Annotated in this window: 21 protein-coding genes; 14 read left to right on the top strand and 7 right to left on the bottom strand. The window is 58.7% G+C overall.

What is annotated here, in order from left to right:
- Nucleotides 1–7: 7 nt before the first annotated feature.
- The 9 genes from EKN38_RS08895 to gbpA all read left to right on the top strand — a co-directional run bounded on the left by EKN38_RS08895 (nucleotide 8) and on the right by gbpA (nucleotide 7,719).
- Nucleotides 8–919: a carbamate kinase gene (locus tag EKN38_RS08895; RefSeq protein WP_014830462.1), complete on the top strand. Its 912-nt coding sequence runs from the start codon at nucleotides 8–10 to the stop codon at nucleotides 917–919.
- 91 nt (nucleotides 920–1,010) lie between these two features.
- Complete coding sequence (argF, locus tag EKN38_RS08890) at nucleotides 1,011–2,015, top strand: ornithine carbamoyltransferase (RefSeq protein WP_013095369.1); 1,005 nt, start codon at nucleotides 1,011–1,013, stop codon at nucleotides 2,013–2,015.
- 47 nt (nucleotides 2,016–2,062) lie between these two features.
- Nucleotides 2,063–3,466: a YfcC family protein gene (locus EKN38_RS08885; RefSeq protein WP_014830460.1), complete on the top strand. Its 1,404-nt coding sequence runs from the start codon at nucleotides 2,063–2,065 to the stop codon at nucleotides 3,464–3,466.
- An 80-nt stretch (nucleotides 3,467–3,546) separates the two neighbouring features.
- Nucleotides 3,547–4,026, top strand: coding sequence for an arginine repressor (locus EKN38_RS08880; RefSeq protein WP_043951733.1), 480 nt, complete (start codon nucleotides 3,547–3,549; stop codon nucleotides 4,024–4,026).
- Nucleotides 4,027–4,126: 100 nt separating this feature from the next.
- The gene (locus EKN38_RS08875; RefSeq protein ID WP_022646880.1) at nucleotides 4,127–4,231 is read left to right on the top strand and encodes a pyrBI operon leader peptide; all 105 of its coding nucleotides are present in this window, start codon (nucleotides 4,127–4,129) and stop codon (nucleotides 4,229–4,231) included.
- 34 nt (nucleotides 4,232–4,265) lie between these two features.
- Nucleotides 4,266–5,198, top strand: a complete 933-nt coding sequence (pyrB, locus tag EKN38_RS08870; protein ID WP_014830458.1) for an aspartate carbamoyltransferase — start codon at nucleotides 4,266–4,268, stop codon at nucleotides 5,196–5,198.
- Between the two features lie 12 nt (nucleotides 5,199–5,210).
- Entirely contained in the window at nucleotides 5,211–5,672 is a 462-nt protein-coding gene (pyrI, locus tag EKN38_RS08865; protein ID WP_014830457.1) for an aspartate carbamoyltransferase regulatory subunit, read from the top strand.
- Between the two features lie 74 nt (nucleotides 5,673–5,746).
- A complete protein-coding gene (ridA, locus tag EKN38_RS08860) occupies nucleotides 5,747–6,133 on the top strand; it encodes a 2-iminobutanoate/2-iminopropanoate deaminase (RefSeq protein ID WP_006810315.1) in 387 nt (128 codons plus the stop codon).
- 131 nt (nucleotides 6,134–6,264) lie between these two features.
- On the top strand, nucleotides 6,265–7,719 hold the full coding sequence (gene gbpA / locus EKN38_RS08855) for an N-acetylglucosamine-binding protein GbpA (protein ID WP_014830456.1): 1,455 nt from the start codon (nucleotides 6,265–6,267) through the stop codon (nucleotides 7,717–7,719).
- 75 nt (nucleotides 7,720–7,794) lie between these two features.
- Here the strand turns inward: gbpA and EKN38_RS08850 are convergent, their stop codons facing one another.
- Both EKN38_RS08850 and mgtA read right to left on the bottom strand, forming a co-directional pair.
- Nucleotides 7,795–10,179: a beta-N-acetylhexosaminidase gene (locus EKN38_RS08850; protein WP_014830455.1), complete on the bottom strand. Its 2,385-nt coding sequence runs from the start codon at nucleotides 10,177–10,179 to the stop codon at nucleotides 7,795–7,797.
- A gap of 153 nt (nucleotides 10,180–10,332) precedes the next feature.
- On the bottom strand, nucleotides 10,333–13,041 hold the full coding sequence (gene mgtA, locus EKN38_RS08845) for a magnesium-translocating P-type ATPase (RefSeq protein WP_014830454.1): 2,709 nt from the start codon (nucleotides 13,039–13,041) through the stop codon (nucleotides 10,333–10,335).
- 391 nt (nucleotides 13,042–13,432) lie between these two features.
- Here mgtA and treR point away from each other — a divergent pair, with 391 nt between their 5' ends.
- From treR to nrdG, 5 genes are all read left to right on the top strand, one after another.
- Entirely contained in the window at nucleotides 13,433–14,380 is a 948-nt protein-coding gene (gene treR / locus EKN38_RS08840; protein ID WP_014830453.1) for a trehalose operon repressor TreR, read from the top strand.
- A 127-nt stretch (nucleotides 14,381–14,507) separates the two neighbouring features.
- Entirely contained in the window at nucleotides 14,508–15,926 is a 1,419-nt protein-coding gene (treB, locus tag EKN38_RS08835) for a PTS trehalose transporter subunit IIBC (protein WP_014830452.1), read from the top strand.
- A gap of 51 nt (nucleotides 15,927–15,977) precedes the next feature.
- Complete coding sequence (gene treC / locus EKN38_RS08830) at nucleotides 15,978–17,621, top strand: alpha,alpha-phosphotrehalase (RefSeq protein ID WP_014830451.1); 1,644 nt, start codon at nucleotides 15,978–15,980, stop codon at nucleotides 17,619–17,621.
- A 373-nt stretch (nucleotides 17,622–17,994) separates the two neighbouring features.
- Complete coding sequence (gene nrdD / locus EKN38_RS08820; RefSeq protein WP_126521995.1) at nucleotides 17,995–20,133, top strand: anaerobic ribonucleoside-triphosphate reductase; 2,139 nt, start codon at nucleotides 17,995–17,997, stop codon at nucleotides 20,131–20,133.
- A gap of 117 nt (nucleotides 20,134–20,250) precedes the next feature.
- Complete coding sequence (gene nrdG / locus EKN38_RS08815) at nucleotides 20,251–20,715, top strand: anaerobic ribonucleoside-triphosphate reductase-activating protein (protein WP_014830449.1); 465 nt, start codon at nucleotides 20,251–20,253, stop codon at nucleotides 20,713–20,715.
- A 32-nt stretch (nucleotides 20,716–20,747) separates the two neighbouring features.
- Here nrdG and EKN38_RS08810 read toward each other — a convergent pair whose 3' ends face one another.
- The 5 genes from EKN38_RS08810 to EKN38_RS08790 all read right to left on the bottom strand — a co-directional run bounded on the left by EKN38_RS08810 (nucleotide 20,748) and on the right by EKN38_RS08790 (nucleotide 26,871).
- On the bottom strand, nucleotides 20,748–22,658 hold the full coding sequence (locus EKN38_RS08810; RefSeq protein WP_014830448.1) for a BglG family transcription antiterminator: 1,911 nt from the start codon (nucleotides 22,656–22,658) through the stop codon (nucleotides 20,748–20,750).
- Nucleotides 22,659–22,677: 19 nt separating this feature from the next.
- The gene (locus EKN38_RS08805) at nucleotides 22,678–23,814 is read right to left on the bottom strand and encodes a lactonase family protein (protein WP_014830447.1); all 1,137 of its coding nucleotides are present in this window, start codon (nucleotides 23,812–23,814) and stop codon (nucleotides 22,678–22,680) included.
- 84 nt (nucleotides 23,815–23,898) lie between these two features.
- On the bottom strand, nucleotides 23,899–24,639 hold the full coding sequence (dagF, locus tag EKN38_RS08800) for a 2-dehydro-3-deoxy-phosphogluconate aldolase (protein WP_014830446.1): 741 nt from the start codon (nucleotides 24,637–24,639) through the stop codon (nucleotides 23,899–23,901).
- Nucleotides 24,636–25,754 (bottom strand): DgaE family pyridoxal phosphate-dependent ammonia lyase, encoded by a 1,119-nt coding sequence (locus EKN38_RS08795; protein ID WP_014830445.1) that lies wholly within the window; start codon nucleotides 25,752–25,754, stop codon nucleotides 24,636–24,638. Before EKN38_RS08795 ends, dagF begins: the two co-directional genes overlap by 4 nt.
- On the bottom strand, nucleotides 25,738–26,871 hold the full coding sequence (locus EKN38_RS08790; RefSeq protein ID WP_014830444.1) for an amidohydrolase/deacetylase family metallohydrolase: 1,134 nt from the start codon (nucleotides 26,869–26,871) through the stop codon (nucleotides 25,738–25,740). Before EKN38_RS08790 ends, EKN38_RS08795 begins: the two co-directional genes overlap by 17 nt.
- Nucleotides 26,872–26,884 lie beyond the last annotated feature (13 nt).

Genomic DNA, 26,884 nt, shown 5'->3' with positions numbered 1-26,884 from the left:
AGCCACTATGGAACGAAAACCCACTCTGGTTGTGGCCCTGGGCGGCAACGCGCTGCTCAAACGCGGCGAACCGCTGGAAGCCGAGATCCAGCGTAAAAACATCGACCTCGCGGCCCACACCATCGCCGGGCTGACGGAACAGTGGCGCGTGGTACTGGTGCACGGCAACGGGCCGCAGGTCGGGCTGCTGGCGTTGCAGAACAGCGCCTACGACAAAGTCGCCCCCTACCCGCTGGACGTTCTCGGCGCCGAAAGCCAGGGGATGATCGGCTACATGCTCCAGCAGGCGCTAAAAAACAGCCTGCCCCAGCGCGAGGTGAGCGTCCTGCTCACTCAGGTGGAGGTGGACGCCGACGACCCGGCCTTCAGCAACCCGACCAAGTACATCGGCCCGGTCTACAGCGAAGCCCAGGCAAAAACGCTACAGGCGGAAAAAGGCTGGGTGTTCAGGGCCGACGGCAGCTACTTCCGCCGCGTGGTGCCCTCTCCGCAACCGAAACGCATCGTTGAGAGCGATGCCATCGCGGCGCTGATCCAGCGCGACCACCTGGTGATCTGCAACGGCGGCGGCGGCGTGCCGGTGGTGGAAAACGCCAACGGCTATCACGGCATTGAGGCGGTGATCGACAAAGACCTCTCCGCCGCCCTGCTGGCGCGCCAGATTGAGGCGGATGCCCTGCTGATCCTCACCGACGCCGACGCGGTGTACCTCGACTGGGGCAAACCAACCCAGCGCCCGCTGGCGCAGGTGACGCCGGAACTGCTCAAGGGCATGGCGTTCGACGCCGGCTCGATGGGGCCGAAAGTGGCTGCCTGCCGCGAGTTTGTTGAGGCCTGCAACGGGATTGCCGGGATCGGCGCGCTGGCTGACGGCGCGGAGATCCTCGCGGGCGAGAAAGGCACGTTGATTCGTAACTGAGTCGTTTTCCCCTCACCCGACTCTCCCTCTCCCCGTGGGAGAGGGCCGGGGTGAGGGCACCAGACAGCTAAATTTTAAAAAGGATTTACCCATGACCATCAACCTGAAAAACCGCAACTTCCTCAAACTGCTGGACTACACCCCGGCAGAGATCCAGTACCTGATTGACCTCGCCATCGAACTGAAAGCCGCCAAAAAAGCCGGACGTGAGAAGCAAACCCTGGTCGGGAAAAACATCGCCCTGATCTTTGAAAAAACGTCCACCCGTACCCGCTGCGCCTTTGAAGTGGGCGCGTTTGACCAGGGCGCACAGGTCACCTATCTCGGCCCAAGCGGCTCGCAGATTGGCCATAAAGAGTCGATGAAAGACACCGCCCGCGTGCTGGGCCGCATGTATGACGGCATCGAATATCGCGGTTACGGCCAGGCCATCGTCGAAGAGCTGGGCGAGTACGCGGGTGTGCCGGTGTGGAATGGCCTGACTGACGAGTTCCACCCCACCCAAATCCTCGCCGATCTGATGACCATGCTGGAGCACTCGCCGGGCAAAACCCTGCCGGAGCTGAGCTTTGCCTATCTGGGCGACGCGCGCAACAACATGGGCAACTCGCTGATGGTCGGCGCGGCCAAGATGGGGATGGATATTCGCCTGGTGGCACCAAAGTCCTTCTGGCCGGAAGCGGGGCTGGTTGAGCAATGCCGCGCCATCGCCAAAGAAACGGGCGCACGCATCACCCTTACCGACGACGTGGAAGAAGGCGTGCAGGGGGCCGATTTCCTCTACACCGACGTGTGGGTCTCCATGGGCGAGCCGAAGGAAGCCTGGGCCGAGCGCGTCAGCCTGATGAAGCCGTATCAAATCAATGCGCAGGTGATGAAGGCCACCGGCAACCCGAACGTCAAGTTTATGCACTGCCTGCCGGCGTTTCACAACGAACACACCAAAGTGGGCCGCGAAATTGAGATGGCTTACGGCCTGAAAGGGCTGGAGGTGACGGAAGAGGTCTTTGAATCACCAAACTCTATTGTCTTCGACGAAGCAGAAAACCGTATGCACACCATAAAAGCCGTCATGGTGGCGACACTCGGCGACTAATCACCGCCCGGCGCGCCACGGGGTGCGCCGGGGTTCAGGAGAACATCATGGGCAAGTTTAAGTTTCCCTCCGCTTACACCATTCTCTTTTTTCTGATTGCCGTTGTGGCCGTGCTGACATGGATTATTCCGGCCGGGCAGTACCATATGGCAATGAACGAGGCGCTCGGCAAGGATGTGCCGGTTGCCGGAACCTACGCGCACGTGGCGGCCCACCCGCAGGGGCTGGTTTCCGTCCTGATGGCTCCCATTGCCGGGCTGTACGATCCGGAGTCCGGCCAGGCCGGGGCGATCGACGTGGCGCTGTTTATCCTGATCATCGGGGGATTTCTCGGGATCGTCACTAAAACCGGGGCGATCGACGCCGGGATCGAGCGCGTCACCACGCGATTACGCGGGCGTGAAGAGTGGATGATCCCGATCCTGATGGCGCTGTTCGCCGCAGGCGGCACCATCTACGGCATGGCCGAAGAGTCACTGCCGTTCTACACCCTGCTGGTACCGGTAATGCTGGCCGCCCGTTTTGATCCGGTTGTCGCGGCCTCCACCGTGTTGCTCGGCGCGGGTATCGGCACGCTCGGCTCCACCATCAACCCTTTCGCCACGGTGATCGCCGCCAACGCCGCCGGGATCCCCTTCACCAACGGGATCGCCCTGCGCGTGGCGCTGCTGGTCATCGGCTGGATCATCTGCGTGGCGTGGGTAATGCGTTACGCCCGTAAGGTACGCCAGGACCCGTCTCTCTCCATCGTCGCAGACAAACAGGAAGAGAACCGCGCCCATTTCCTTGGCAACAAGGGGGAACAGTCGCTGGAATTTACCCCGGTGCGCAAAATCATCCTGGTGATTTTCGCCCTCGCCTTCGCGGTGATGATTTACGGCGTGGCGGTGCTGGGCTGGTGGATGGCGGAGATCTCGGCGGTGTTTCTCGCCAGCGCCATTATCGTCGGCCTGATCGCCCGAATGAGTGAAGAGGAGCTGACCTCAACGTTTATCAACGGCGCACGAGATTTGCTGGGCGTCGCGCTGATTATCGGCATTGCCCGCGGTATCGTAGTCATCATGGATAAGGGCATGATTACCCACACCATTTTACACAGCGCGGAAGGGCTGGTCAGCGGGTTGTCCACGGTGGCGTTTATCAACGTGATGTACTGGCTGGAGGTGGTGCTGTCGTTTCTTGTGCCTTCTTCATCCGGCCTGGCCGTTCTGACGATGCCGATCATGGCACCGCTTGCCGATTTCGCTAACGTCAACCGCGACCTGGTAGTCACGGCTTACCAGTCAGCCTCCGGTATCGTTAACCTGGTGACGCCCACCTCCGCGGTGGTTATGGGCGGGCTGGCTATCGCCCGCGTGCCCTACGTGCGCTACCTGAAATGGGTGGCGCCGCTGCTGGCGATCCTGACGGTGGTGATCATGGTGGCGTTAAGTCTGGGGGCATTGTTGTAATTTGCCGGATGGCGCTGCGCTTATCCGGCCTACGGATCGGTGCGGTGCCACCGGTTATTTCGGGAACTAATATGGGAACTATGATGGATTACGAAGAGTACTCTCCCAAAGAGCAACTGCAGCTTACGGTGTGCCAGCGTCTGATCGCGGAAAAGAGCTATCTCTCCCAGGAAGAGATTCGCCGCGATTTGCAGGAGCGTGGTTTTGAGACCATCAGCCAGTCCACCGTTTCACGTCTGCTCAAGTTGCTTGGTGTCATAAAAATTCGAAATGCCAAAGGGCTAAAGATTTATTCGTTGAATCCTCTTCTGCGCCCTGCCCCCGACGCCGCGCGTACCGTTTCCGAAATGGTGGTCAGCGTGGAGCATAATAGCGAATTTATCCTTATTCATACCGTGGCCGGATATGGCCGCGCGGTGGCGCGCATTCTGGATTATCACCAGTTACCGGAAATTTTAGGCGTGGTTGCCGGAAGCAGTATTGTCTGGGTCGCCCCCCGGGTGGTGAAGCGTACCGCGCTGGTGCATAAGCAAATTAATTATTTACTCAGAACGCATTAATATTCATAAAGAACCGTTTGCATTGAGTAAAGCGTGCATTAAATTGCTTGATCCGGACATCGGGGTGCGTATAATGCCCGACAATTTGCCGGGAGGAAGCATGGTCAAGCGTGTTCGACATAACGTCTTACCGCGTCTGAAATCAGACGCTGGCCTGCCGTTTTTCTTCCCGTTGCTAAACCTATTCCCAGAGCCCCTCATTTGAGGGGCTTTTTTTTGCCCGGCGTCAGGAGATAAACATGAATCCGCTTTATCAAAAACACATCATTTCCATAAACGACCTCAGCCGCGAAGAGCTGGAACTGGTTCTGGAAACCGCGGCAAAACTGAAGGCCAATCCGCAACCGGAGCTGCTGAAGCACAAGGTGATTGCGAGCTGCTTCTTTGAAGCCTCGACCCGCACCCGCCTCTCCTTTGAAACCTCCATGCACCGCCTGGGCGCGAGCGTGGTGGGCTTCTCAGACAGCAGCAACACGTCGCTGGGTAAAAAAGGCGAAACCCTGGCGGACACCATTTCAGTGATCAGCACCTACGTTGACGCGATTGTAATGCGCCACCCGCAGGAGGGCGCGGCCCGTCTGGCGACCGAGTTCTCCGGCGGTATCCCGGTGCTGAACGCCGGTGACGGCGCCAACCAGCACCCGACGCAAACCCTGCTGGATCTGTTCACCATTCAGGAGACCCAGGGCCGTCTGGAAAACCTGAACATCGCCATGGTCGGCGACCTGAAATATGGCCGCACGGTTCACTCCCTGACCCAGGCGCTGGCGAAATTCAACGGCAACCGCTTCTTCTTCATCGCCCCGGACGCGCTGGCGATGCCGCAGTACATTCTCGACATGCTGGACGAAAAAGGCATCCCGTGGAGCCTGCACGCCAGCATCGAAGAGGTGATGGGCAACGTGGATATTCTGTATATGACCCGCGTGCAGAAAGAGCGTCTGGATCCGTCCGAGTACGCCAACGTGAAGGCGCAGTTTGTGCTGCGCGCCAGCGACCTCGAGGGCGCGCGCGACAACATGAAGGTGCTGCACCCGCTGCCACGCATCGATGAGATCACCACAGACGTGGATAAAACGCCGCACGCTTGGTACTTCCAGCAGGCCGGAAACGGCATCTTCGCCCGCCAGGCGTTACTGGCACTGGTTCTGAATCGCGAATTGGCTCTGTAAGGGGAAACGACAATGACACACGATAACAAACTCCAGGTTGAAGCCATCAAACGTGGCACCGTGATTGACCACATCCCTGCGCAGGTTGGTTTTAAGCTGCTGACGCTGTTCAAACTGACCGAAACCGACCAGCGCATCACCATTGGCCTGAACCTGCCGTCAGGCGAAATGGGCCGCAAGGACCTGATCAAGATCGAGAATACCTTCCTGACCGACGAGCAGGTTAACCAGCTGTCGCTGTACGCGCCGGACGCCACGGTGAACCGCATCGACGATTACGACGTGGTGGGTAAATCACGCCCAAGCCTGCCGGAGCGAATTGAGAGCGTGCTGGTTTGCCCGAACAGCAACTGCATCAGCCACGCGGAGCCGGTTTCCTCCAGCTTCGCAGTGAAAAAACGCGCCGATGACATCGCACTCAAATGCAAATACTGCGAAAAAGAGTTTTCTCATTATGTGGTGCTGGCCAACTAATTGAGGTTGGTAAAGGATCCCGGCCTCCCTATAATGGCCGGGACTCTTAAATCAGCTGTTATTCTGGAGAAATCATGACCAAAGTACTCGCGACGGAAAATGCACCAGCGGCTATCGGCCCATACGTTCAGGGCGTTGATCTGGGTAGCATGATTATTACCTCTGGCCAGATCCCGGTGAACCCGAAGACCGGTGAAGTGCCAGCCGACGTAGCGGCGCAGGCGCGTCAGTCGCTGGAAAACGTGCAGGCGATCGTGGAATCCGCAGGCCTGAAAGTGGGCGACATCGTGAAAACCACCGTTTTCGTGAAAGATCTGAACGATTTCGCCACCGTTAACGCCACTTACGAAGCGTTCTTCACCGAGCATAACGCCTCTTTCCCGGCGCGCTCCTGCGTGGAAGTGGCTCGTCTGCCAAAAGACGTGAAAATTGAAATCGAAGCGATTGCCGTACGTCGCTGATTGATAGCAGCAGAGAATGGGCAGCTTCGGCTGTCCATTTTTTTTGGTTATTTTTCCTCTCACCACAGCATGACCTTCCCCACCCGCCATTAATAACATCACCCTGCGTATTTATTATTAATGGACTAACAATGAAATTATCAAAGATTGCCCTTGCGATGGCGACCCTGACCGTTGCCTCATCCGCTTTAGCGCACGGATATATTGAATCCCCTGCCAGCCGCGCTTATATGTGCAAGCTCGGTCAAAACATTGACTGTGGCTCCGTTCAGTATGAACCGCAGAGCGTGGAGAAAACCTCCGGCTTCCCGGGCGGTGCGATGCCGCCAGACGGCCAGCTTGCCAGCGCGGGGATTGCGAATTACTCCCAGCTGGATAAACAGAGCCTGAACGCGTGGACGAAAAGCCCCATGACTGCCGGCCCACATGAGTTTGTCTGGTATCACACCGCGCCGCACAAAACCACCAACTGGCGTTACTACATCACCAAACAAAACTGGGATCCGAATAAACCCCTGACCCGCGATCAGTTTGAATTAACCCCGTTCTGTACCGTGAATGGAAATGGCCAGGCCCCCGCGATGCGGAAAGCCATGACCTGTAATGTACCTGCGCGAACGGGTTACCAGGTGATTTATGGCGTCTGGGAAATAGCGGATACCTCGAACAGTTTCTACCAGGCCATTGACGTTGATTTCGGTAACGGCGGCAATGTTACCCCGGATGACGGTGCCGGCATTGAATCAGAGTGGAGCAAAGTCCTCAGCGGCCAGATTGCGGGAAATAACCTGAACGTCGGCGATAAGGTCATTGCTCGCTTCTTCGATGCGCACGGTGAAGTGACGTCCCTGCGCACGGAAATGACGATCGCCACGGCCGCGCAGGCGGATGCCAACCAGTGGTCGTACGATCTGGCGCAGAAAATTAACACCGCGCACCAGGACATTCGCGTCGGGGTGAAGGATGAGGGTGGCGAGATTAGCCCGGTCCATGGCGCGAACAGCGTATTCGTCAAAGAGGGCAGCGCCCTGCAGTCCGTTGCGATTTCGTACGAAGAGCAGAAGGAGGAGGTCAACGAAACCATCGCCGTCAGCAATTTGCACTACAGCAAAATCGAGAACGGCAATGCGACCGTCACCTTCCATGTGAATACCCACGGTAACGTCGATTTCGAAGCCCACGTCATGAACCATCACGGGGCGGAAAAAGGGTATCTGAAGCAGGAGATGAACAACGCTAATCAGGACGTCACCCTGACGCTGACCGGCGTTGAGGCGGGTCACCACATGCTGAAGTACTACGCCACCAATAAAGACGGCACGCTGTTTGCGCAGGATGTGCTGAACCTGATGCTGGAAGAGGAAGCCGCGGCGGACAACAGCACCGGTCAGCATGACTACATCTTCCCGGATAACATCGCGTCGTACAAAGCGGGCACCGTGGTGCTGCAGCCAAAAGACGGTAAGACCTACCAGTGTAAGCCTTTCCCGTACAGCGGCTACTGCGTGCAGTGGAGCAAGTATGCGACCCAGTTTGAGCCGGGCACAGGTTCACACTGGAAAGAGGCGTGGGTGCTTAAGCACTGAGTCGTCTGATTCCCTCACCCCGGCCCTCTCCCAAAGGGAGAGGGTGTATAAATTCCCTCTCCCCCTGGGAGAGGGTTACTGATTCCGCGTCGCGCGCAGCAGCGTCTCCAGCGGGTACACCGCCGCAATCACCACTTCGTCCTGAACCTTCGCCGCGTTATCCAGCTCACTCTGAATCGAGGCGATCTCTTTATCGTCCAGCGTGCCCTGACGCGCCACCAGATCGGTGAGCCTCAGGCCAATCGAGGCCAGCTTATCCACCTCCTGAATCACCGGCTTGATCGCCTTCAGCTGATAGCTGTTTTCACTCAGTGCCAGCGCGTCGCTGGTATTGCTCTGCCAGCGGTTAAACACATGGCGCAGCGCGTCGGCACTTTCGGTATCCTCGGCGTCGCTCACCAGACGGTCGGCCCATTTGTTCATCTGGCGCACGGTGGCGCTTTCGGCGTTCAGCGCATCCGCGAAGCGGTTGAGCGGCTCAAACTGATGGTAGTTTCCGGCCTGGAATTTTAGGTGCTGACGGGTGTAATACTGCGCAGGCTCCACCGCCTGGGCGAGGATTTGCAGCGGCAGCGTATCGGCATTCCCGGCAAGGCGCGTGAACTGCACCTGCTGCTGGGTGTGCTGCTGCAGCCCGACCGAGACCATCGACCAGCTGTCCATTGCCTGCAGGCGGGTGTACATGTTGTCGACATCGTTGACGTCCTGCGCGGACCACAGGCGCTCCGCCACCGCAAAGGTACGCGGCCACAGGCGGATATCCAGCACCGGCGCGACCACGTTTTCCGCCCACAGCGCGGCTTCGCCGCCGAGGAGGTTGGCCTGATTTGCGGTATCCGGCACTACCGGCGGGGTGCCCTTGGGGATCTCGTCAAGACGCGTGCCGCTGATCGGGTAGCGGACGTTCCCCACCAGGAAATACCCCGTGAGCGTATCGTTATCAACCGACACCACCGGGCGCGTTTCGCCCATCCAGGTATCAACGGTAAACGTCACCTGATTGTCATCGCGCCACGCAATGTTATCCACCGCGCGGCGGGACTTGCCGGCAAAATCAATAAATCCGCGCCAGCCGGACTCCCCTTTCACCAGCGTGAAGCTGCCTTCGACCGGCTTGCCTTTCAGACGCGGCATGGAGAAGGCCCAGCTCTGGGCGCTGTCGGTGTCGGCAATCACGTCTACGCCGTTTAAGGCCTGCGGCACGATCTCATTGCGGTAGTGGTAAGCGGTGGACTGCGGCTGATCGAGATAGAAGCCCGTCGAGAGGATCCCTTTGTAGCCGTTCTGCGCCACCTGTCCCAGCGCGTCCTGCCCCTGCCACGACTGGATCAGAATGCTTTTGGGCAGATCGGGATGGTAGATCTCATCCCAGCCCACCATCTGCCGGTGGTGTTTTTCAAGGATCGTTTCCAGCTTGCGGTTGAAATACGCCTGCAGCGCGTGGCTGTCCGCCAGCTTGTGGTCGCGCATAAACTGCTGAATGGCTGGATTCGCTTTCCACTGGCTGTCGTCCACCTCATCGCCACCGATGTGCAGATAAGGATCGGGGAAGATCGCCGCCAGTTCGCTGACCATCGCGTCAGCAAACGCGTAAGTGGCCTCTTTGGTCGGATCCAGCACCGGCTTTAAGACTCCCCAGTGGCGCTCCATTTCGTACGGCCCCGGCGCGCTCATCAGCGCCGGGTAGGCCACGGCAATGGCCGAGGCGTGGCCTGGCATATCGATCTCCGGCACGACGCGGACACCGCGATCGGCAGCATAGCGGACAATCTCGCGCATCTGCTCTGGCGTGTAGAACAGCCCGTCGCTGGCAAGCTGGGTCAGCTTAGGATAGCGCTTTGAGCTGAAACGCCAGCCCTGATCGTCGGTTAAATGCCAGTGCAGCACGTTGAGTTTTGCCGCGGCCATACCGTCGATCTGGCGTTTGATATCCGCCAGCGGGATAAAGTGGCGCGCCGAGTCCAGCAACAGCCCGCGCCACGGGAAGCGCGGGGAATCTTCAATGGTCACCCACGGTACAGAGGTGTTTTCCGCGCCGTTTTGCACCAGCTGGAGCAGCGTTTCCATGGCACGCAGCGCGCCGAAGCGGGTGTTGGCGGAGATATCCACCCCGTTGGCATCCACCGTCAGCTTATAGCTTTCGTCGCTGTCCGGCAGCGGCTGCGGCTTCACTTTTTTGGCGATGGCAATGCGGATGGTCGGTTTTTCGGGTTTGTCGGCCTGCGGCTGCAGCGTCCAGCCGGTTTGCAGGGCAATGCGCTGGCGCAGGCGGTTAACGGCGTCACCGAGATCGTCTCCGCTGACGCTTACGGAGAGTTGATTATTGAGCACCAGCGCGCCCTGAGTGGTCGGGCGTTCAACCTTCGCAGGCCAGGGCATCAGGGGAAGATCGCCTGCCGGGGCGGCAAACGCTGACGCGCCGAGCAGCAGCCCGGCGGTTAAGAGGCTGTACCGTAACATGAATGTTCCTTATCTGACGGGCCAAATACAGGCAAAACATTCTGGTAACATGCGCTCAATTTGTCGTCAAGCGAATGCGCCGACGGCGATCACAGGTTGTTGAATTTGAGAGGAAAGCCAGTCCCCTCTCCCCAAAGGGGAGAGGGTATGTTTTTACTGCCACCCATACCGACGCGCATAAAACCCTTTCACCATCTGCGTCAGCACCATATAGCCCGCGAGGATCGCCACCAGCCACGGGAAGTAGCTCAGCGGTAAGGCCTGCAGCTGCAGGTAGCTGGCCAACGGTGAGAACGGCAGCGCGATGCCGAGCGCCATCACAATCCCCGTCATCACAATCAGCGGCCAGGCGGCACGGCTCTGGATGAACGGAATACGACGGGTGCGGATCATATGCACAATCAGCGTTTGCGACAGCAGCCCCACCACGAACCAGCCGGACTGGAACAGGGTCTGATGTTCCGGCGTATTGGCGTGGAACACAAACCACATCAGGCAGAAGGTCAGGATGTCAAAGATGGAGCTGATCGGGCCAAAGAAGAGCATAAAACGCCCCAGATCCGCCGGGTTCCAGCGCTGCGGCTTCTGGATCTGCTCGTCGTCGACGTTATCAAACGGGATGGCGACCTGTGAGACATCGTACATCAGGTTCTGGATCAGCAGATGCAGCGGCAGCATCGGCAGGAACGGCAGAAACGCGCTCGCCACCAGCACACTGAAGACGTTACCGAAGTTGGAGCTGGCGGTCATTTTGATGTATTTCAGCATGTTGGCAAAAGTCCGACGCCCTTCGATCACCCCCTCTTCCAGCACCATCAGGCTCTTTTCCAGCAGGATGATGTCTGCCGCTTCGCGGGCGATGTCCACCGCCCCGTCCACGGAGATACCGATATCCGCCGCACGCAGCGCGGGCGCGTCGTTGATGCCGTCGCCCATAAAGCCCACCACGTGCCCCTCGCGACGCAGCAGGGTGACAATACGCTCTTTGTGCATCGGCGTCAGGCGGGCAAACAGCGTGGTGTGCCGGGCAAGCTGAGCCAGCTCGTCGTCACTGAGGTGTTCGATATCGCTGCCTACCACCACGTCACCCGCGTCCAGCCCCACGTCGTGGCACACTTTGGCAGCCACCAGCTCGCTGTCGCCGGTAAGGATTTTCACGGTGATCCCGCTGGCCTTCAGCGCTTTAAGCGCCGGAGCGGTGGTCTCTTTCGGCGGATCGAGGAATGCGATATAACCCTCGAGGATCAGATCGGATTCGTCGATACGCTGATAGTCCCCCTCGCGCGCAGGCAGGAATTTGCTCGCCACCGCCACCACCCGCAGCCCCTGACGGTTCAGGTTATCCGTGACGCGTTTGATGCGGCGCAGCATGGTGTCGTCCAGCGGCACGATGTCGCCGTTGTAGCGCACCTGGGTGGAAACATTGAGGATCTCCTGCAACGCGCCTTTGCAGATCAGCTGGTGCACATCCGGCTGCTCGCTGACCACCACCGACATCCGGCGGCGCTCAAAATCGAACGGGATCTCATCCACCTTCTGCCAGCGGCCAGAGAGTGAGCGGGCAGACTCTTCATCCACCCCTTCCAGCACCGCGACATCGAGCAGGTTTTTCAGCCCGGTCTGGTAGTGGCTGTTCAGCCAGGCGCTGTGCAGCACGCGTTCGCTGGTTTTACCGGCGATATCGGTATGGTTCTCCAGCACGATTTTATCCTGCGTTAGCGTGCCGGTTTTGTCGGTGCAGAGAATGTCCATCGCGCCAAAGTTCTGAATGGCGTCGAGGTGTTTAACGATCACCTTCTGTTTTGACAACTTCACCGCCCCGCGCGCCAGGGTGGAGGTGACAATCATCGGCAGCATTTCCGGCGTTAAGCCCACGGCAACGGAGAGCGCAAACAGCGCGGCTTCCCACCAGTCACCTTTGGTGTAGCCGTTGATCAGCAGCACAATCGGCGTCATCACCATCATAAAGCGGATCAGCAGCATGCTGACGCGGCCAATCCCTTTCTGGAACGCATTCGGCTCGCTCTCCTGCTCCGTCACACGTCCGGCAAGCTGACCAAACCAGGTATTGCCGCCGGTGGCGGTGACAATCGCTTGCGCCGTGCCGCTGACCACCGTGGTGCCCATAAAGCACAGGGTGTCGCACTCAAGCGGGTTCATCTGCTGCGGGTCGCGGGTCCGTGCCACCTTTTCCACCGGCAGAGACTCCCCGGTGAGCGAGGCCTGGGCCACGAACAGATCGCGCGCCTGGATGATGCGTAAATCCGCCGGGATCATATCCCCGGCGGCGAGCTTCACCAGATCGCCCGGCACCAGCTGGTCGATGGGCAGTTCGACCCAGGCGTTTTCACCCAGATCGTTAATCACGCGCGACACGGTCGCGGTGTTGCTGACCATCGCTTTCAGGGCATCCGCCGCTTTGGTGGAGCGCGCTTCCTGAATAAAGTTCAGCAGCGTGGAGATCCCCACCATCAGGGCGATAACGCCCGCGGCAAACAGATCTTCAGTGGCGTAAGAGATAATGCCCAGCACGGTCAGCAGCAGGTTGAAGGGATTGCGGTAGCAGATCCACAGATGAACCCACCACGGCGCTGGCTTTTGCGCCGGGATGAGGTTGTCGCCATGCACGGCCCGGATTTTTTGCACTTCAGCCGCGTTCAGCCCTTCCGGGTGTCCGTTAAAGGCGCGCCAGACTTCGTTCTCATCCATCGCCGCCACGTTGAGGCAGCGCTCGGTCAGGCTGGCGGGAATAGTGGCGCCGGAGAAATTTTTGCCGTTTGGCAGCGGATCGCGCTGAACCAGACGGTGTGGCAGGTGGCGGCTCAGCAGCGCCTGTAGCTGCCGGGTGATATTTTTAAACATAGTCATTCCCCCGCATCCGCCTGGGCGGATGCAGTCTTTCCTGCAGGCGTGGCAAAGCCGTACCTGACAGGCACTTAAATTTTCAAGCAGGAACGTTCAGAACGTTGCTGCCTCACATCACCGGTGAGACAGCACAAGGCTGGCTTACCGGAAAGAAAGGGTTCTCCTGGTCAGGAGAGGTGTGGGATCGGGATCCATGTCGCCTCCGGTAAGTAAAAATAAGGGGTACGCCGCGCAGTATAAGGATTTAACCGTACCCTAAGCGGCGCGTCGGGCGGTATTATACCCACCCTCAAATAAACCGAACGTAAACCAGACTTTGCCCATAGCGAATTAGCGCTATAGCATTAGGCTCATTTGACACCGTTATCGTTGTTACAGGGAATACAGCATGCAAAACCGCCTTACGATTAAAGACATTGCGCGTTTAAGCGGCGTGGGGAAATCCACCGTATCGCGCGTGCTGAACAACGAGAGCGGTGTCAGTGAACGCACGCGCGAGCGCGTCGAGGCGGTGATGAATCAGCACGGGTTTTCCCCTTCCCGTTCCGCACGCGCCATGCGCGGACAGAGCGATAAAGTGGTCGCCATTATTGTCTCGCGTCTGGATTCCCTGTCTGAAAACCTCGCCGTACAGACCATGCTGCCCGCCTTCTATGAGCAGGGTTACGATCCGATCATGATGGAGAGCCAGTTCTCGCCACAGCTGGTGGAAGAGCATCTGGGGATGCTTGAGCGACGCAACATCGACGGCGTGGTGCTGTTTGGCTTTACCGGCATTAAAGAGGAGATGCTCAAACCCTGGCAACCCTCGCTGGTCTTGCTGGCACGCGATGCCCACGGCTTTGCGTCCGTCTGCTATGACGATGAAGGGGCGATTATTACCCTGATGCAGCGCCTGTACGAAAAAGGCCATCGCCATATCAGCTATCTTGGCGTACCGCACGCGGACGTCACCACCGGCAAACGCCGTCATGAAGCCTATCTGGCGTTTTGCAAAAAGCACAACCTCTCTGCCGTGGCCTCCCTGCCCGGGCTTGGCATGAAGCAGGGCTATGAGCAGGTCGCCAGCGTGCTGACCCCACAGACCACCGCGCTGGTGTGCGCGACCGATACCCTGGCGTTGGGTGCGAGTAAATATTTACAGGAACAGCGCATCGACGAACTGCAGGTCGCCAGCGTAGGCAGTACCCCGCTGATGAAGTTCCTGCACCCGGAGATCATCACCGTCGATCCGGGCTACGCCGAGTCCGGCCGTCAGGCCGCCGCACAGCTGATTGAGCAGATCAACGGGCGCGCAGAGCCGCGTCAGATCGTTATTCCCGCCCACCTTTCATAACCGCCATAAATCGGTTTATTGTGATCTTCGCCCGATTTCGGGAACGTTCCCATTTTCGCCGTCCCGCTGAAGGAGTAGGCTTGCGCTCAGGTCATTACACCCTTCCCATCTGTCATGAGGTTTCATGATGAGTAAAGTCAAACAAGCAGATATCGATCAGCTGATCGTCCTGGTGGGCGGTCGCGAAAACATCGCGACGGTCAGCCATTGCATTACCCGCCTGCGCTTCGTGCTGAACGATCCGGCTAAAGCCGATCCGAAAGCGATTGAAGCGCTTTCGATGGTGAAAGGCTGCTTCACCAACGCCGGGCAGTTCCAGGTGGTTATTGGTACCGAAGTGGGCGATTACTATCAGGCTCTGCTCGCCACTACCGGGCACAACGCGGCAGATAAAGAGCAGGCTAAAAAGGCCGCGCGCCAGAATATGAAATGGCACGAGCAGCTTATCTCCCACTTCGCAGAGATCTTCTTCCCGCTGCTGCCGGCGTTGATCAGCGGGGGCTTAATTTTAGGCTTCCGTAACGTCATCGGTGATGTGCCGATGAGCGACGGCAAAACCCTGGCGCAGATGTACCCGGCGCTGAAAACCATTTACGACTTCCTGTGGCTGATTGGCGAAGCGATCTTCTTCTATCTGCCGGTGGGGATTTGCTGGTCCGCCGTACGCAAAATGGGCGGTACCCCGATTCTGGGTATCGTACTCGGCGTAACGCTGGTCTCTCCACAGTTAATGAACGCTTACTTACTTGGTCAGCAGGCGCCGGAAGTGTGGAACTTTGGCCTGTTCACCATCGCCAAAGTGGGCTATCAGGCGCAGGTGATCCCGGCACTGCTGGCGGGTCTGGCGCTGGGCTTTATTGAGACGCGCCTGAAACGCATTGTGCCGGATTACCTCTATCTGGTGGTGGTGCCGGTCTGCTCGCTGATCCTGGCGGTGTTCCTGGCGCACGCCTTTATCGGTCCGTTTGGCCGCATGATCGGCGACGGCGTGGCCTTTGCCGTCCGTCACCTGATGACCGGCAGCTTCGCGCCGATTGGTGCCGCGCTGTTCGGCTTCCTGTACGCCCCGCTGGTGATCACCGGCGTACACCAGACCACGCTGGCGATTGATATGCAGATGATCCAGAGCCTTGGCGGCACGCCGGTCTGGCCGATTATCGCGCTGTCTAACATCGCTCAGGCATCTGCCGTAACGGGCATTATTCTGGTCAGCCGTAAGCATAACGAGCGTGAAATTTCCGTTCCGGCCGCCATCTCCGCGTATCTCGGCGTTACCGAACCGGCGATGTACGGTATCAACCTGAAATACCGCTTCCCGATGCTCTGCGCCATGATCGGCTCGGGTCTGGCGGGTCTCGTGTGTGGTCTCAACGGCGTGATGGCGAACGGCATCGGCGTCGGTGGCCTGCCGGGTATTCTCTCCATTCAGCCCGCCTTCTGGCAGGTGTTTGCCCTGGCGATGGCCATTGCGATCATCGTCCCTATGGCGCTCACCACCGTGGTTTACCAGCGTAAGTTCCGTCAGGGCGCGCTGCAGATTGTTTAACTTCATCTTTCGGGGCGCAGTTGCGCCCCTTCGCATTTGCAGGAACGCATTATGAATACCCTTCCTCACTGGTGGCAGAACGGCGTCATCTATCAGATTTACCCAAAAAGTTTTCAGGACACGACCGGCAGCGGCACCGGCGATTTGCGCGGCGTGACGCAGCGGCTGGACTACCTGAAAACCCTCGGTATTGACGCCATCTGGCTGACGCCGTTTTACATCTCCCCGCAGGTGGATAACGGCTACGACGTGGCGAATTACACCGCCATCGACCCGGCGTACGGCACGCTGGATGACTTTGACGAGCTGGTCGCCCGGGCGCATGAACGCGGCATTCGCATCGTGCTGGATATGGTGTTTAACCACACGTCAACCCAGCACGCCTGGTTCCGTGAATCACTGAATAAAGCCAGCCCGTACCGCCAGTTTTATATCTGGCGCGACGGCACGCCGGAGCAGCTTCCCAACAACTGGCGCTCCAAATTCGGCGGCAACGCCTGGCGCTGGCACGCCGAGAGCGAGCAGTATTATCTGCACCTCTTCGCCCCGGAGCAGGCGGATCTCAACTGGGAGAATCCGGCCGTGCGCGCCGAGCTGAAAAAGGTGTGCGAGTTCTGGGCCGATCGCGGCGTGGACGGCCTGCGTCTGGATGTGATTAACCTGATTTCGAAAGATCAGGCTTTCCCGAATGACGATACTGGCGACGGTCGCCGCTTCTACACTGACGGGCCGCGCATTCATGAATATCTCCAGGAGATGAGCCGCGACGTCTTTACGCCGCGTAATCTGATGACGGTGGGCGAGATGTCCTCCACCTCGCTGGAGAACTGCCAGCAGTATGCGTCTCTCGACGGGCGCGAACTGTCGATGACCTTTAACTTCCATCATCTGAAGGTGGATTACCCCGGCGGCGAAAAATGGACGCTGGCAAAACCGGATTTCGTGGCGCTAAAAACGCTCTTCAACCACTGGCAACAGGGGATGCATAACAAAGCGTGGAACGCGCTGTTCTGGTGTAACCACGATCAGCCGCGCATTGTGTCGCGCTTTGGCGATGAAGGCGAACACCGCGTACCGGCAGCGAAGATGCTCGGCATGGTGCTGCACGGGATGCAGGGCACGCCGTATATCTATCAGGGTGAAGAGCTTGGCATGACCAACCCGCACTTCAGCCGCATCACCGATTACCGCGACGTGGAAAGCCTGAACATGTTCGCCGAACTGCGGGCTAACGGCCGCGATCCGAACGAATTACTGGCGATTCTGGCGAGTAAGTCGCGTGATAACGGGCGCACGCCGATGCAGTGGGATGCCTCGCACAATGCGGGCTTTACCGAAGGTGAGCCGTGGATTGGCGTCTGCGACAACTACGAGACGATCAACGCCCGCGCGGCGCTGGACGATCCTGATTCGGTGTTTTATTCCTACCAGTCGCTGATTCGCCTGCGCAAAACCCTGCCGGTGCTGACGTGGGGCGATTATCAGGATCTGCTGCCGGAACATCCGTCCCTGTGGTGTTATCGCCGCCAGTGGCAGGGGCAAACCCTGGTGGTGGTGGCTAACCTCAGCCATCAGTCTCATGAATGGGAATCAGACGTTCTCAGCGGTGAGTGGCAAGCCCTCATGAGTAACTACCCGGCCCCCCACCCCACCACGCTACGTCCGTTTGAAGCCGTCTGGTGGCTACAGGCGTAATCTCCCGCCGGGCGCGACAGCAGCGCCCGGTGTACTTTACTGTTTTTGTTGAATAATTAATCAGATTTTTCCTTTGCGGATTTACATTCGCTCCAGCGCCCGTCGTGTGTACTCTCGTCTTTTTACTTTGTTCTGAATCAAAAAAATCGCAAACATGTTTGATGCAAATCACTATATATAGAACTTAAAATGCTGGCCGACCCAACATCTTGTATTTATCGTCTACTATTCCAACAACAAGACGGCGACTCCGCTCTCCGGAATTGTGGATAACAAGGGTCGGGAACGCGGGAAGTCATTGGGCTGGCTGATAATCCATCCGGTGCATACTTCCCCACCTCTGTGGATAACCTGTTTTTAAAATGGAGTGATCATGACACCGCATGTGATGAAACGTGATGGCTGTAAAGTGCCGTTTAAATCAGAGCGCATTCAGGAAGCCATTCTGCGTGCAGCGAAAGCAGCGGGAGTCGATGACGCAGATTACTGCGCCACCGTCGCAGACGTCGTTAGCCGCCAGATGAACGAACGCAGCCAGGTGGATATCAGCGAGATCCAGACTGCGGTTGAGAACCAGCTGATGTCTGGTCCTTACAAGCAGTTAGCGCGCGCTTATATTGAGTACCGCCACGACCGCGACGTCCAGCGTGAGAAGCGCGGCCGCCTGAATCAGGAGATCCGGGGCCTGGTCGAACAGACCAACTCCGCCCTGCTCAATGAAAACGCCAATAAAGACAGCAAGGTGATCCCGACCCAGCGCGATCTGCTGGCCGGTATTGTCGCCAAACACTACGCCCGTCAGCATCTGCTGCCGCGTGACGTGGTATCGGCGCACGAGCGCGGTGAGATCCACTACCACGATCTTGATTACTCGCCGTTCTTCCCGATGTTCAACTGCATGCTGATCGACCTGAAAGGCATGCTGACCCACGGTTTTAAAATGGGTAACGCCGAGATTGAGCCACCGAAGTCCATCTCCACGGCGACGGCCGTCACGGCGCAGATTATCGCCCAGGTCGCGAGCCACATTTACGGCGGCACCACCATTAACCGCATTGATGAAGTGCTGGCCCCGTTTGTCACCGCCAGCTTTAAAAAGCACCGTAAAACGGCGGAAGAGTGGCAGATCCCCGATGCCGACGGCTACGCCCATTCCCGCACCGAGAAAGAGTGCTATGACGCGTTCCAGTCGCTGGAGTACGAGGTGAACACGCTGCATACCGCTAATGGTCAGACGCCATTCGTCACGTTCGGCTTTGGTCTGGGAACCAGCTGGGAATCGCGCCTGATTCAGCAGTCTATTCTGCGTAACCGTATCTCCGGTCTTGGCAAAAACCGCAAAACGGCAGTGTTCCCGAAACTGGTGTTCGCCATCCGCGACGGCCTGAACCATAAGTTTGGTGACCCGAACTACGACATTAAACAGCTGGCGCTGGAGTGCGCGAGCAAGCGCATGTATCCGGACATTCTGAACTACGACCAGGTGGTGAAAGTCACCGGTTCGTTTAAAACCCCGATGGGCTGCCGCAGCTTCCTCGGCGTGTATGAGGACGAAAACGGTGAGCAGGTGCATGACGGCCGCAACAACCTGGGTGTGATCAGCCTGAACCTGCCGCGCATCGCGCTGGAAGCCAAAGGGAATGAAGCGGCCTTCTGGACGCTGCTGGATGAGCGTTTACAGCTGGCGCGTAAAGCGCTGATGACCCGCATCGCCCGTCTGGAAGGAGTCAAGGCGCGCGTGGCGCCGATCCTCTATATGGAAGGGGCCTGCGGCGTGCGTCTGAAAGCGGACGACGACGTGTCTGAGATCTTCAAAAACGGTCGTGCGTCGATCTCGCTGGGCTATATCGGCATTCACGAAACCATCAACGCGCTGTTTGGTAACACGCATATGTATGACAGCGACGCCCTGCGCGAGAAAGGCATCGCCATTGTTCAGCGTCTGCGCGATGCCGTTGACCAGTGGAAAGAAGAGACCGGCTACGGCTTTAGCCTGTACAGCACGCCGAGCGAAAACCTGTGCGACCGATTCTGCCGTCTGGACACCGCCGAGTTCGGTATTGTGGAAGGGGTGACCGACAAAGGTTACTACACCAACAGCTTCCACCTGGACGTGGAGAAAAAGGTGAACCCGTACGACAAGATTGACTTTGAAGCGGCCTATCCCCCTATCGCCAGCGGCGGCTTTATCTGCTACGGCGAGTACCCGAACATCCAGCATAACCTGAAGGCGCTGGAAGACGTGTGGGATTATAGCTATCAGCACGTGCCGTATTACGGCACCAACACGCCTATCGACGAGTGCTACGAGTGCGGCTTTACCGGCGAGTTTGAGTGTACCAGTAAAGGCTTTACCTGCCCGAAATGCGGCAACCACGATGCGGCCCGCGTATCGGTGACCCGCCGCGTATGCGGCTATCTTGGCAGCCCGGATGCGCGTCCGTTCAACGCCGGCAAGCAGGAAGAGGTGAAACGCCGCGTGAAGCATTTAGGGAATGGGCAGATCAGGTAAGTTCCGTGTTCTCCCCCTCACCCTGGCCCTCTCCCTCAAGGGAGAGGGAACTCTTCCCCCTCTCCCCGTGGGAGAGGGCCGGGGTGAGGGTTAAAGGCATCACATCAGGTTAACACTATGAACTATCACCAGTACTACCCCGTCGACATCGTTAACGGCCCCGGCACCCGCTGCACTCTTTTTGTCTCAGGCTGCGTGCACGAATGCCCTGGTTGCTACAACAAAAGTACCTGGCGCCTCAATTCCGGCATGCCGTTTACCGCCGGGATGGAAGACCGGATCATTAACGATCTCAACGACACCCGCATCAAACGCCAGGGGATTTCGCTCTCCGGCGGCGATCCGCTGCATCCGCAAAACGTGCCGGAGATCCTGAAGCTGGTGAAACGCATTCGCCGCGAGTGCGCAGGAAAAGATATCTGGGTCTGGACGGGCTATAAGCTGGACGAGCTGAACGCGCAGCAAAGGGAAGTGGTGGATCTGATTAACGTGCTGGTCGACGGCAAATTTGTACAGGATTTAAAAGACCCGGCGCTTATCTGGCGCGGCAGCAGTAATCAGGTTGTGCATCATCTACGGTGATCGACGGCGGATATCCTCTATCCGCCCTCTTTTCAAAACCGGCTCAAACTCTCCATCGCCACCGCCTTAAACCCGGCAAAATCACCGCAGCTACAGAGCCGTGACATCGCACGCTCGCGCAGGAAGGTGACGAAAATATCGTAAATCGCCATCGCCTCTTCGTATTCGCTTTTGCTGATGGCGAGCAGGAAAATGACATGTGCGGTTTCGTCGCCCCACTGGACGCCGTGCGGGGCGAGCACGGTATAGACCACCGTTTTCTGCGCCAGCAGGCCAAGGGAGTGCGGCAGCGCGATACCGTCGCCGAGCATGGTACTGACGATGGCTTCACGTTCAACGACCGAGTCGAGGAACTCCGCCCCGACAAAGCCCTCTTCTTCAAGCTGAACGCAGAGTTCGCGGAACAGCGTTTGCTGGTCCACAGGGGCGTTGAGAATGCGGAAATGCGCGGCGTCGAAGTATTTATCCAGCATCCACGGACGGGTTCTGTCCACCAGCACCAGCTTGCCAATCTGCTCCAGCTGGTAGTCCGTCGGGAACGGGGCGATCATTACCACCGGCTTTGACTTTTCACTGACGCGGGCAGTTGAGATCACAAAGTCTTCGCTAATGGATTCCGTCTGCTCGTACTCGCGAAGCGTAAGCGTGCGTGTGACCTCAATCTGCGGGTATTTGCGCTGCAGCACCGCCTCAATCATGCGCACCATGGCATTACCGGCATCGCACACCAGCAGCACGCGCGGCTGGCGCTGGTAGCCAATGTTATAGTGGCGCTCCAGCCCGACGCCAATATGCAGCACCAGGAAGCCAATCTCGTTTTCGCTGATCACATACGGCGTGTATTTTCCCCAGCTTGAGACTGCCGCCAGCGTCATATCCCACGCCATCGGATAGTGCTGCTTGATGTTATCCAGCAGCGGATTCGGGATCATGATTTGATACCGCACGCGGGTGATCATGGTTTTGATATGGGTAAGCAGATCCGCATGCAGCTGCTCGTCGCTGAGCAGGTTGTAGTTATAGTGGGTGTTGATATAGCGCAGGATGTAGTTGACCAGCGCTTCGTCGTCATCCGCATTGATGGCGCTCGGCGCGATATCCTGGATTTGCCGCGCGGCGATATGCACGCACAGCCAGCTCTCTTCCGAAGGGGAAAGCGCTTTGCCCGCCAGTTGCTGGATGGTCACCGCGATATCTTTCGCCGCGTCACGCACGTTCTCTTCCACATCTTCGGCGTGGAATTCCGGCAGCGGGTAACCTTCACTGATGCGGCGCACCGACACCGCGCAGTAGAGTCGCAGGAACAGCTCGCCTTCGTCGGTCAGGCGGATGTGATGCCGCGTCAGCGCCTCGTGCAGTACGGGCACCATCTGCTCTGCTACTCCGGCATTGAGCGCCACGTCGGTCACCAGCGGGTTCAGGCTGTCCTGCTGGGCCAGCTCCCAGAGCAGATCGGTCAGACAGGCGCGGGTCGCCATCTCACTGCCAAACAGCTTCATGCCGTGGCGTGGACGCGTTTCCAGCGTCAGGTTGTAGCGGTGGAACCACTCCCGTACCTCCACCATGTCGCTCTGCAGCGTGGCGCGGCTGACGAACCACTCATCGGCCAGGTCTTCCAGCTTGAGTGAAAACGCCGAGGTGAGAAAACGTACCACCAGATAATGCACGCGCTCCGGCCCGGTGCGGGGGATACGCAGCGCGCGCGGGTGGGAGGCCTGCAGCTCTTGGTACCGCGCCGCATCGTCAATTTTGAGCTGGTAGCCATTGCCGCGGCTCAGGATAAACTGCGCGCCGTGGCTTGCCAGCAGCGCGTTCAGGGCGGAAATATCCGCCCGGACGGTTCGCGTGGAGACCGACAGCCGCTGCGCCAGCTCGTCCTGCGGCAGCGTCTCGTTTTGCAACAGATCGAAAAGTTGCGCTAAACGTTGGTTCGGAAATCGCACGTCGTTGTCCTCTTACTGCTCAGGGTGAAATGACCATCTGGGATGGGCTGCCGACCGGGGTATAGTCTGACTCAAAGCTTAGCTTGCCGTCCTGACCGACGCGGAAACGGGTAATGTTGTCGCTGCGCTGGTTCATGACGTACAGCCAGCGCCCCTGTTTATCGAGCGTCAGGGTGCGCGGGTAGTCGCCACGCGTCCAGACATCGTCCTGATGCGTCAGCGTGCCCTCCGCTGTTACGGTAAAGTGCCCGATGCTGTTATGCAAACGGTTAGCCACATACAGCTGTTTACCATCTGAGCTCAGCACCAGCCCGGCCGCAAAACTGGTGCCTTTGTAACCTTCTGGCAGCGCGGAGAGCGTTTTGCCCTCTTTCAGCCTGCCGTTGCTGTCCAGCGTATAATGGGTGAGCGTTGACGCCTCTTCATTAATCAGCCACAGCGCATCCCCCTTCGGCGTAAAGACAAAGTGCCGCGGCCCGGCCCCTTTTGAGGAGGCGCTGATAAACGGCGGATCGTTCGGCGTCAGCTTGCCGGTTCGATCGTCAAAGCGGTACTGGTAGATACGATCCAGCCCCAGATCGGTGGAAAACACATATTTCCCGCTCGGATCGGCGGCGATCATGTGCGCATGGGGGCCATTATGATCGCTGATGGCAAAACTGCCCTCCACAGCGGCTTCCGGTTTTGCCGCCCCCGGTTCGCCCTGATCCTGACGTTTGTCCGTGGCGTCACCCAGGCTGCCATCGGCTTTGATCGGCAGCACGGCGATCGATCCACTTACGTAGTTTGCCACCAGCAGATGACGCCCGTTCGGCGTGAGCGACAGATACACCGGTCCCGCACCACCGGAGGAGATCTGATTCATCTCGCTCAGTTCGCCGCTGGCACCAATACGCAGCGCCTGCACTACGCCCTGCTCCACTTCGCTTGCCAGATACAGCATTTTGCCATCGTGAGAGACGGTCAGTTGCGCGGCGTTCGGCAGCGTGCTGACCAGCATTTTATCGCTGAGCGCACCGGTGTGCGGGTCCACAGTAAAGCGGTACAGCCCTTCCCCGTTGGGGTTGTAGGTGCCGACCCAGACGTACTGCGTCTGGGCGATAGCGGCGTTAGCCAGTAAAGAGAGTGAAGCGACAAGCAAGGTACGGGTGTGCATGGTGGCTCCTTCAGGTTGGTGCGGTGTGTTTCCCCTCACCCTAACCCTCTCCCTTTGGGAGAGGGCCGGGGTGAGGGGCAGTTTTTACTTCACCAGCGTCTTCGTCATCGCAAGCAGCGTACGCACATCATCCGGACGCGTATCGCCGCTGGCTTTGTCGATAATCGAGCTGTAAATATGCGGAATGATTTTGCTCACGCCCGCGTCCAGGGCGATCTGCAGGATCGCCTCGTAGTTTTCCAGATCGATACCCCCGGTCGGCTCCAGCCAGAAGTCGTGACGGGCGCAGGCTTCCGCCACGGCCTGGTATTCGTCACGGCACTTCAGACCGCCCATCGGGAAGTATTTGACTGAACTGCCGCCAAAGTCTTTCAGCAGGGCGATCGCCGTTTCAACCGGCACGATGCCGTCCGGTGCCGCGCTGCTCAGCGGGCCGGTGGAGATTTTCACCATCCCGACGGTGCCGGTTGGGGAGACCAGACCGTTGACCACCGATTCATTCTGCCCCAGCAGCGCACGGCTGGTGGCCACGCCGGTGAAAACCTGGTTAACGTGCTGCGGCTGCACCTGACGGGAGATTTCGCTCACCATCGCCGACTGGTTCGGGTCGCCCGCCCCCAGGCCTACCGAGAGCGCGTTATCAATCAGCGCCGCGTACTCACGCATATCAGCAACCGCACTGGCCACGTCCGGGTAATTTTTGGAGAGCACGCCCACCAGCACATGACCTTCCGCCGCCTCGTAAATGGCGCTGGCGTTCGCTTTTGAGCCTGCCAGCACGTTCAGGCAGACGCGGTCACGGTAAAAGTTGGGGGTCAGTTTCATGCCTTTTTCTCCTGTCCTAACACTTCGCTTATGCGGCGGTACACAATGTTCAGCTGGTCAGCGTTCACGCTGCGCACGTCCGCTTCGATAATCCCTTCGTTGGCCTTGTAGCCGCGGAAATAAATGGCGTATTCGCCCTGCTTCAGGGCATTCACCAGCTCGCCGGTGCCGATGCCGGTTACGGCTTCGTCAAACTTAATCTCGGTACGCGCGATATCGCGACCGGCACTGTCCCAGACCACGCGCGCGGTGACGCCGTTAAGGGTGTTGAGCGCATCGATAAACGGCGTCATCTTCGCCACCATCTCCGCCCCGCTCTCTTTGGTCGCCGTCAGGTAGTGTTCGATGGCGCAGGTCAGGCCGAGGATCCCCTCTTTACCCACCTTCATGGCGCGGCCAATGCCCGCCGTCTGGCGCTTCACCCACTCAACGTACTGGGTTTTGCCGATCACCAGCCCGCTGGTTGGCCCTTCAATTGCCTTCGCGCCGCTGTAGATCACCAGGTCGGCACCGGAGCGGTAATAGGTATGCAGATCTTCTTCCGCTGCGGCATCGACGATCAGGGGCAAATCGTGTTTGCGCGCCACAACCGCTGCCTGCTCAACGCTGAGCATGCTTTTCTGCACGCAGTGGTGTGATTTGATATAGAGGATCGCCGCCGTGCGCGGGGTGATCGCCGCCGCCAGCTGATCGGCTGAGCATTCGTTGGCGTAACCCGCTTCCACCAGCTTGCCGCCGCCCAGCGCCACCATGGTGCCCACGGGCGCGCCAAAGTTAACGTTGTGGCCTTTCGGCAGCACGATCTCGTTGTTCTCAATCGGGGTGACGTGCAGGTTTTCCAGCAGCCAGTCGCTGTCTTTCACCAGCACCGCCGCCACGGACTGGGCAATGCCCGCCGACGCACAGGAGACCACCGTTGCCCCTTCCACCTCCAGCAGCTTCGCGATGTATTCCCCGGTTTTGTTGACCAGATCCTTCATCTCGAAATAGTGATTCATGCCGTCCATCGCCGCCTGCACCACTTCCGGGCGTGGCGTGGAGACACCCAGCGCCGTCATGCGGCCAGAGGTGTTGATGACTTGCTTTAAGTGGTACTTCTCATAAATCGAAGGCATGTTCCGTGCTCCCTTGTTCGGTCATGTAGCCCTTGCCCGCGCGGATCGCGGCAAGCGGCACCAGAATGTGTTCAGCCTGCAGGCTGTCGTTTTCAGCATCCGTCAGCACCGTCGGCTGACGTTTAAGGGTGAACAGCGTCAGGTCGGCGTCGAGGCCGGGTTCGATACGCCCTTTGCGCGACAGGCGCAGGCCGTCGGCGGCGTTGGCGGTGACGCAGTCAATCACCTGCGGCAATGACATGCCGATGGCGAGGAATTTCGACATCACGCTTGCCAGCGAGCCCACCGGGCCATTGATGCGGTTGCGGCAGTAGATATCCGAGCTGATGGTGTGCGGCAGAATGCCCATCGCGATAGCGCGTTTCGCCACTTCAAAGCTGAAGCTCGCCGTACCGTGGCCCACGTCCAGCCGCACGCCGCGTTTCAGGGCAGAGGCAATAGAGGCGCGCAGTTCGCCGGAGGGCGTCAGAATGCGGTTTGGCTTGCCGTTGTAGCAGTGGGTAATGATGTCGCCCGAGCTCAGCAGCTCGGCAATTTCATCCAGATTCGGCGGGTTATTGCCAATGTGCACCATCAGCGGCAGGTCGCCGTTCTCTTTCTGAATGGCTTTGGCGCGCTCCAGCGGCGTAATACCGTTTTCACCCACCACGCTGCTGCTCATGCGCGCTTTCAGCCCGACGATAAAGTCAGGATGGCGTTTCACCGCCTGCTTCACGGCATCGGCATCAATATTCACCATATTGGCCAGCTCGTTCTGGGCAATCAGCCCCACGCGGGAGATATTCAGCAGGGCAAAGACCTCGGTTGAAGCCTTGCGGGTGATGTCATAGAAATCATCCACGTCATCGGCACCGGTACTGCCCGCATCCACTACGGTGGTGACGCCGGTAGCGATACCCACGCTGTCCGGTTCGTCGTGGTAAATGGGGGAGTTCGGGTAGCAGTGGACGTGGGAGTCGATCCAGCCTGCGCTGACGAACACGTCACCGTTCAGCTCCACCGTTTTGCGGGCGGGAGCGTCTATGTCGCCTGTTGCGGCAATTTTCCCGTCCTGAATGGCGATATCGGTCAGGGTATCGTCGCTAAGGCGCGCACGGCGCAGGAGTAAATCAAACATGGGGTTCTCCTGA

It is taken from the genome of Enterobacter sp. WCHEn045836 (assembly GCF_003965585.1).
Taxonomy (GTDB): domain Bacteria; phylum Pseudomonadota; class Gammaproteobacteria; order Enterobacterales; family Enterobacteriaceae; genus Enterobacter; species Enterobacter dissolvens.
This window is presented reverse-complemented; position numbering and strand designations above follow the sequence as displayed.

Bases quoted from the DNA above. Each gene is read 5' to 3' on its own strand.
- argF (WP_013095369.1), top strand. From the start codon at position 1,011: ATGACCATCAACCTGAAAAACCGCAACTTCCTCAAACTGCTGGACTAC.
- nrdG (WP_014830449.1), top strand. From the start codon at position 20,251: ATGAACTATCACCAGTACTACCCCGTCGACATCGTTAACGGCCCCGGC.
- nrdD (WP_126521995.1), top strand. From the start codon at position 17,995: ATGACACCGCATGTGATGAAACGTGATGGCTGTAAAGTGCCGTTTAAA.
- pyrB (WP_014830458.1), top strand. From the start codon at position 4,266: ATGAATCCGCTTTATCAAAAACACATCATTTCCATAAACGACCTCAGC.
- ridA (WP_006810315.1), top strand. From the start codon at position 5,747: ATGACCAAAGTACTCGCGACGGAAAATGCACCAGCGGCTATCGGCCCA.
- EKN38_RS08875 (WP_022646880.1), top strand. From the start codon at position 4,127: ATGGTCAAGCGTGTTCGACATAACGTCTTACCGCGTCTGAAATCAGAC.
- EKN38_RS08895 (WP_014830462.1), top strand. From the start codon at position 8: ATGGAACGAAAACCCACTCTGGTTGTGGCCCTGGGCGGCAACGCGCTG.
- gbpA (WP_014830456.1), top strand. From the start codon at position 6,265: ATGAAATTATCAAAGATTGCCCTTGCGATGGCGACCCTGACCGTTGCC.
- dagF (WP_014830446.1), bottom strand. From the start codon at position 24,639: ATGAAACTGACCCCCAACTTTTACCGTGACCGCGTCTGCCTGAACGTG.
- treC (WP_014830451.1), top strand. From the start codon at position 15,978: ATGAATACCCTTCCTCACTGGTGGCAGAACGGCGTCATCTATCAGATT.
- EKN38_RS08790 (WP_014830444.1), bottom strand. From the start codon at position 26,871: ATGTTTGATTTACTCCTGCGCCGTGCGCGCCTTAGCGACGATACCCTG.
- treB (WP_014830452.1), top strand. From the start codon at position 14,508: ATGAGTAAAGTCAAACAAGCAGATATCGATCAGCTGATCGTCCTGGTG.
- EKN38_RS08805 (WP_014830447.1), bottom strand. From the start codon at position 23,814: ATGCACACCCGTACCTTGCTTGTCGCTTCACTCTCTTTACTGGCTAAC.
- EKN38_RS08795 (WP_014830445.1), bottom strand. From the start codon at position 25,754: ATGCCTTCGATTTATGAGAAGTACCACTTAAAGCAAGTCATCAACACC.
- EKN38_RS08885 (WP_014830460.1), top strand. From the start codon at position 2,063: ATGGGCAAGTTTAAGTTTCCCTCCGCTTACACCATTCTCTTTTTTCTG.
- mgtA (WP_014830454.1), bottom strand. From the start codon at position 13,041: ATGTTTAAAAATATCACCCGGCAGCTACAGGCGCTGCTGAGCCGCCAC.
- EKN38_RS08850 (WP_014830455.1), bottom strand. From the start codon at position 10,179: ATGTTACGGTACAGCCTCTTAACCGCCGGGCTGCTGCTCGGCGCGTCA.
- pyrI (WP_014830457.1), top strand. From the start codon at position 5,211: ATGACACACGATAACAAACTCCAGGTTGAAGCCATCAAACGTGGCACC.
- EKN38_RS08880 (WP_043951733.1), top strand. From the start codon at position 3,547: ATGATGGATTACGAAGAGTACTCTCCCAAAGAGCAACTGCAGCTTACG.
- treR (WP_014830453.1), top strand. From the start codon at position 13,433: ATGCAAAACCGCCTTACGATTAAAGACATTGCGCGTTTAAGCGGCGTG.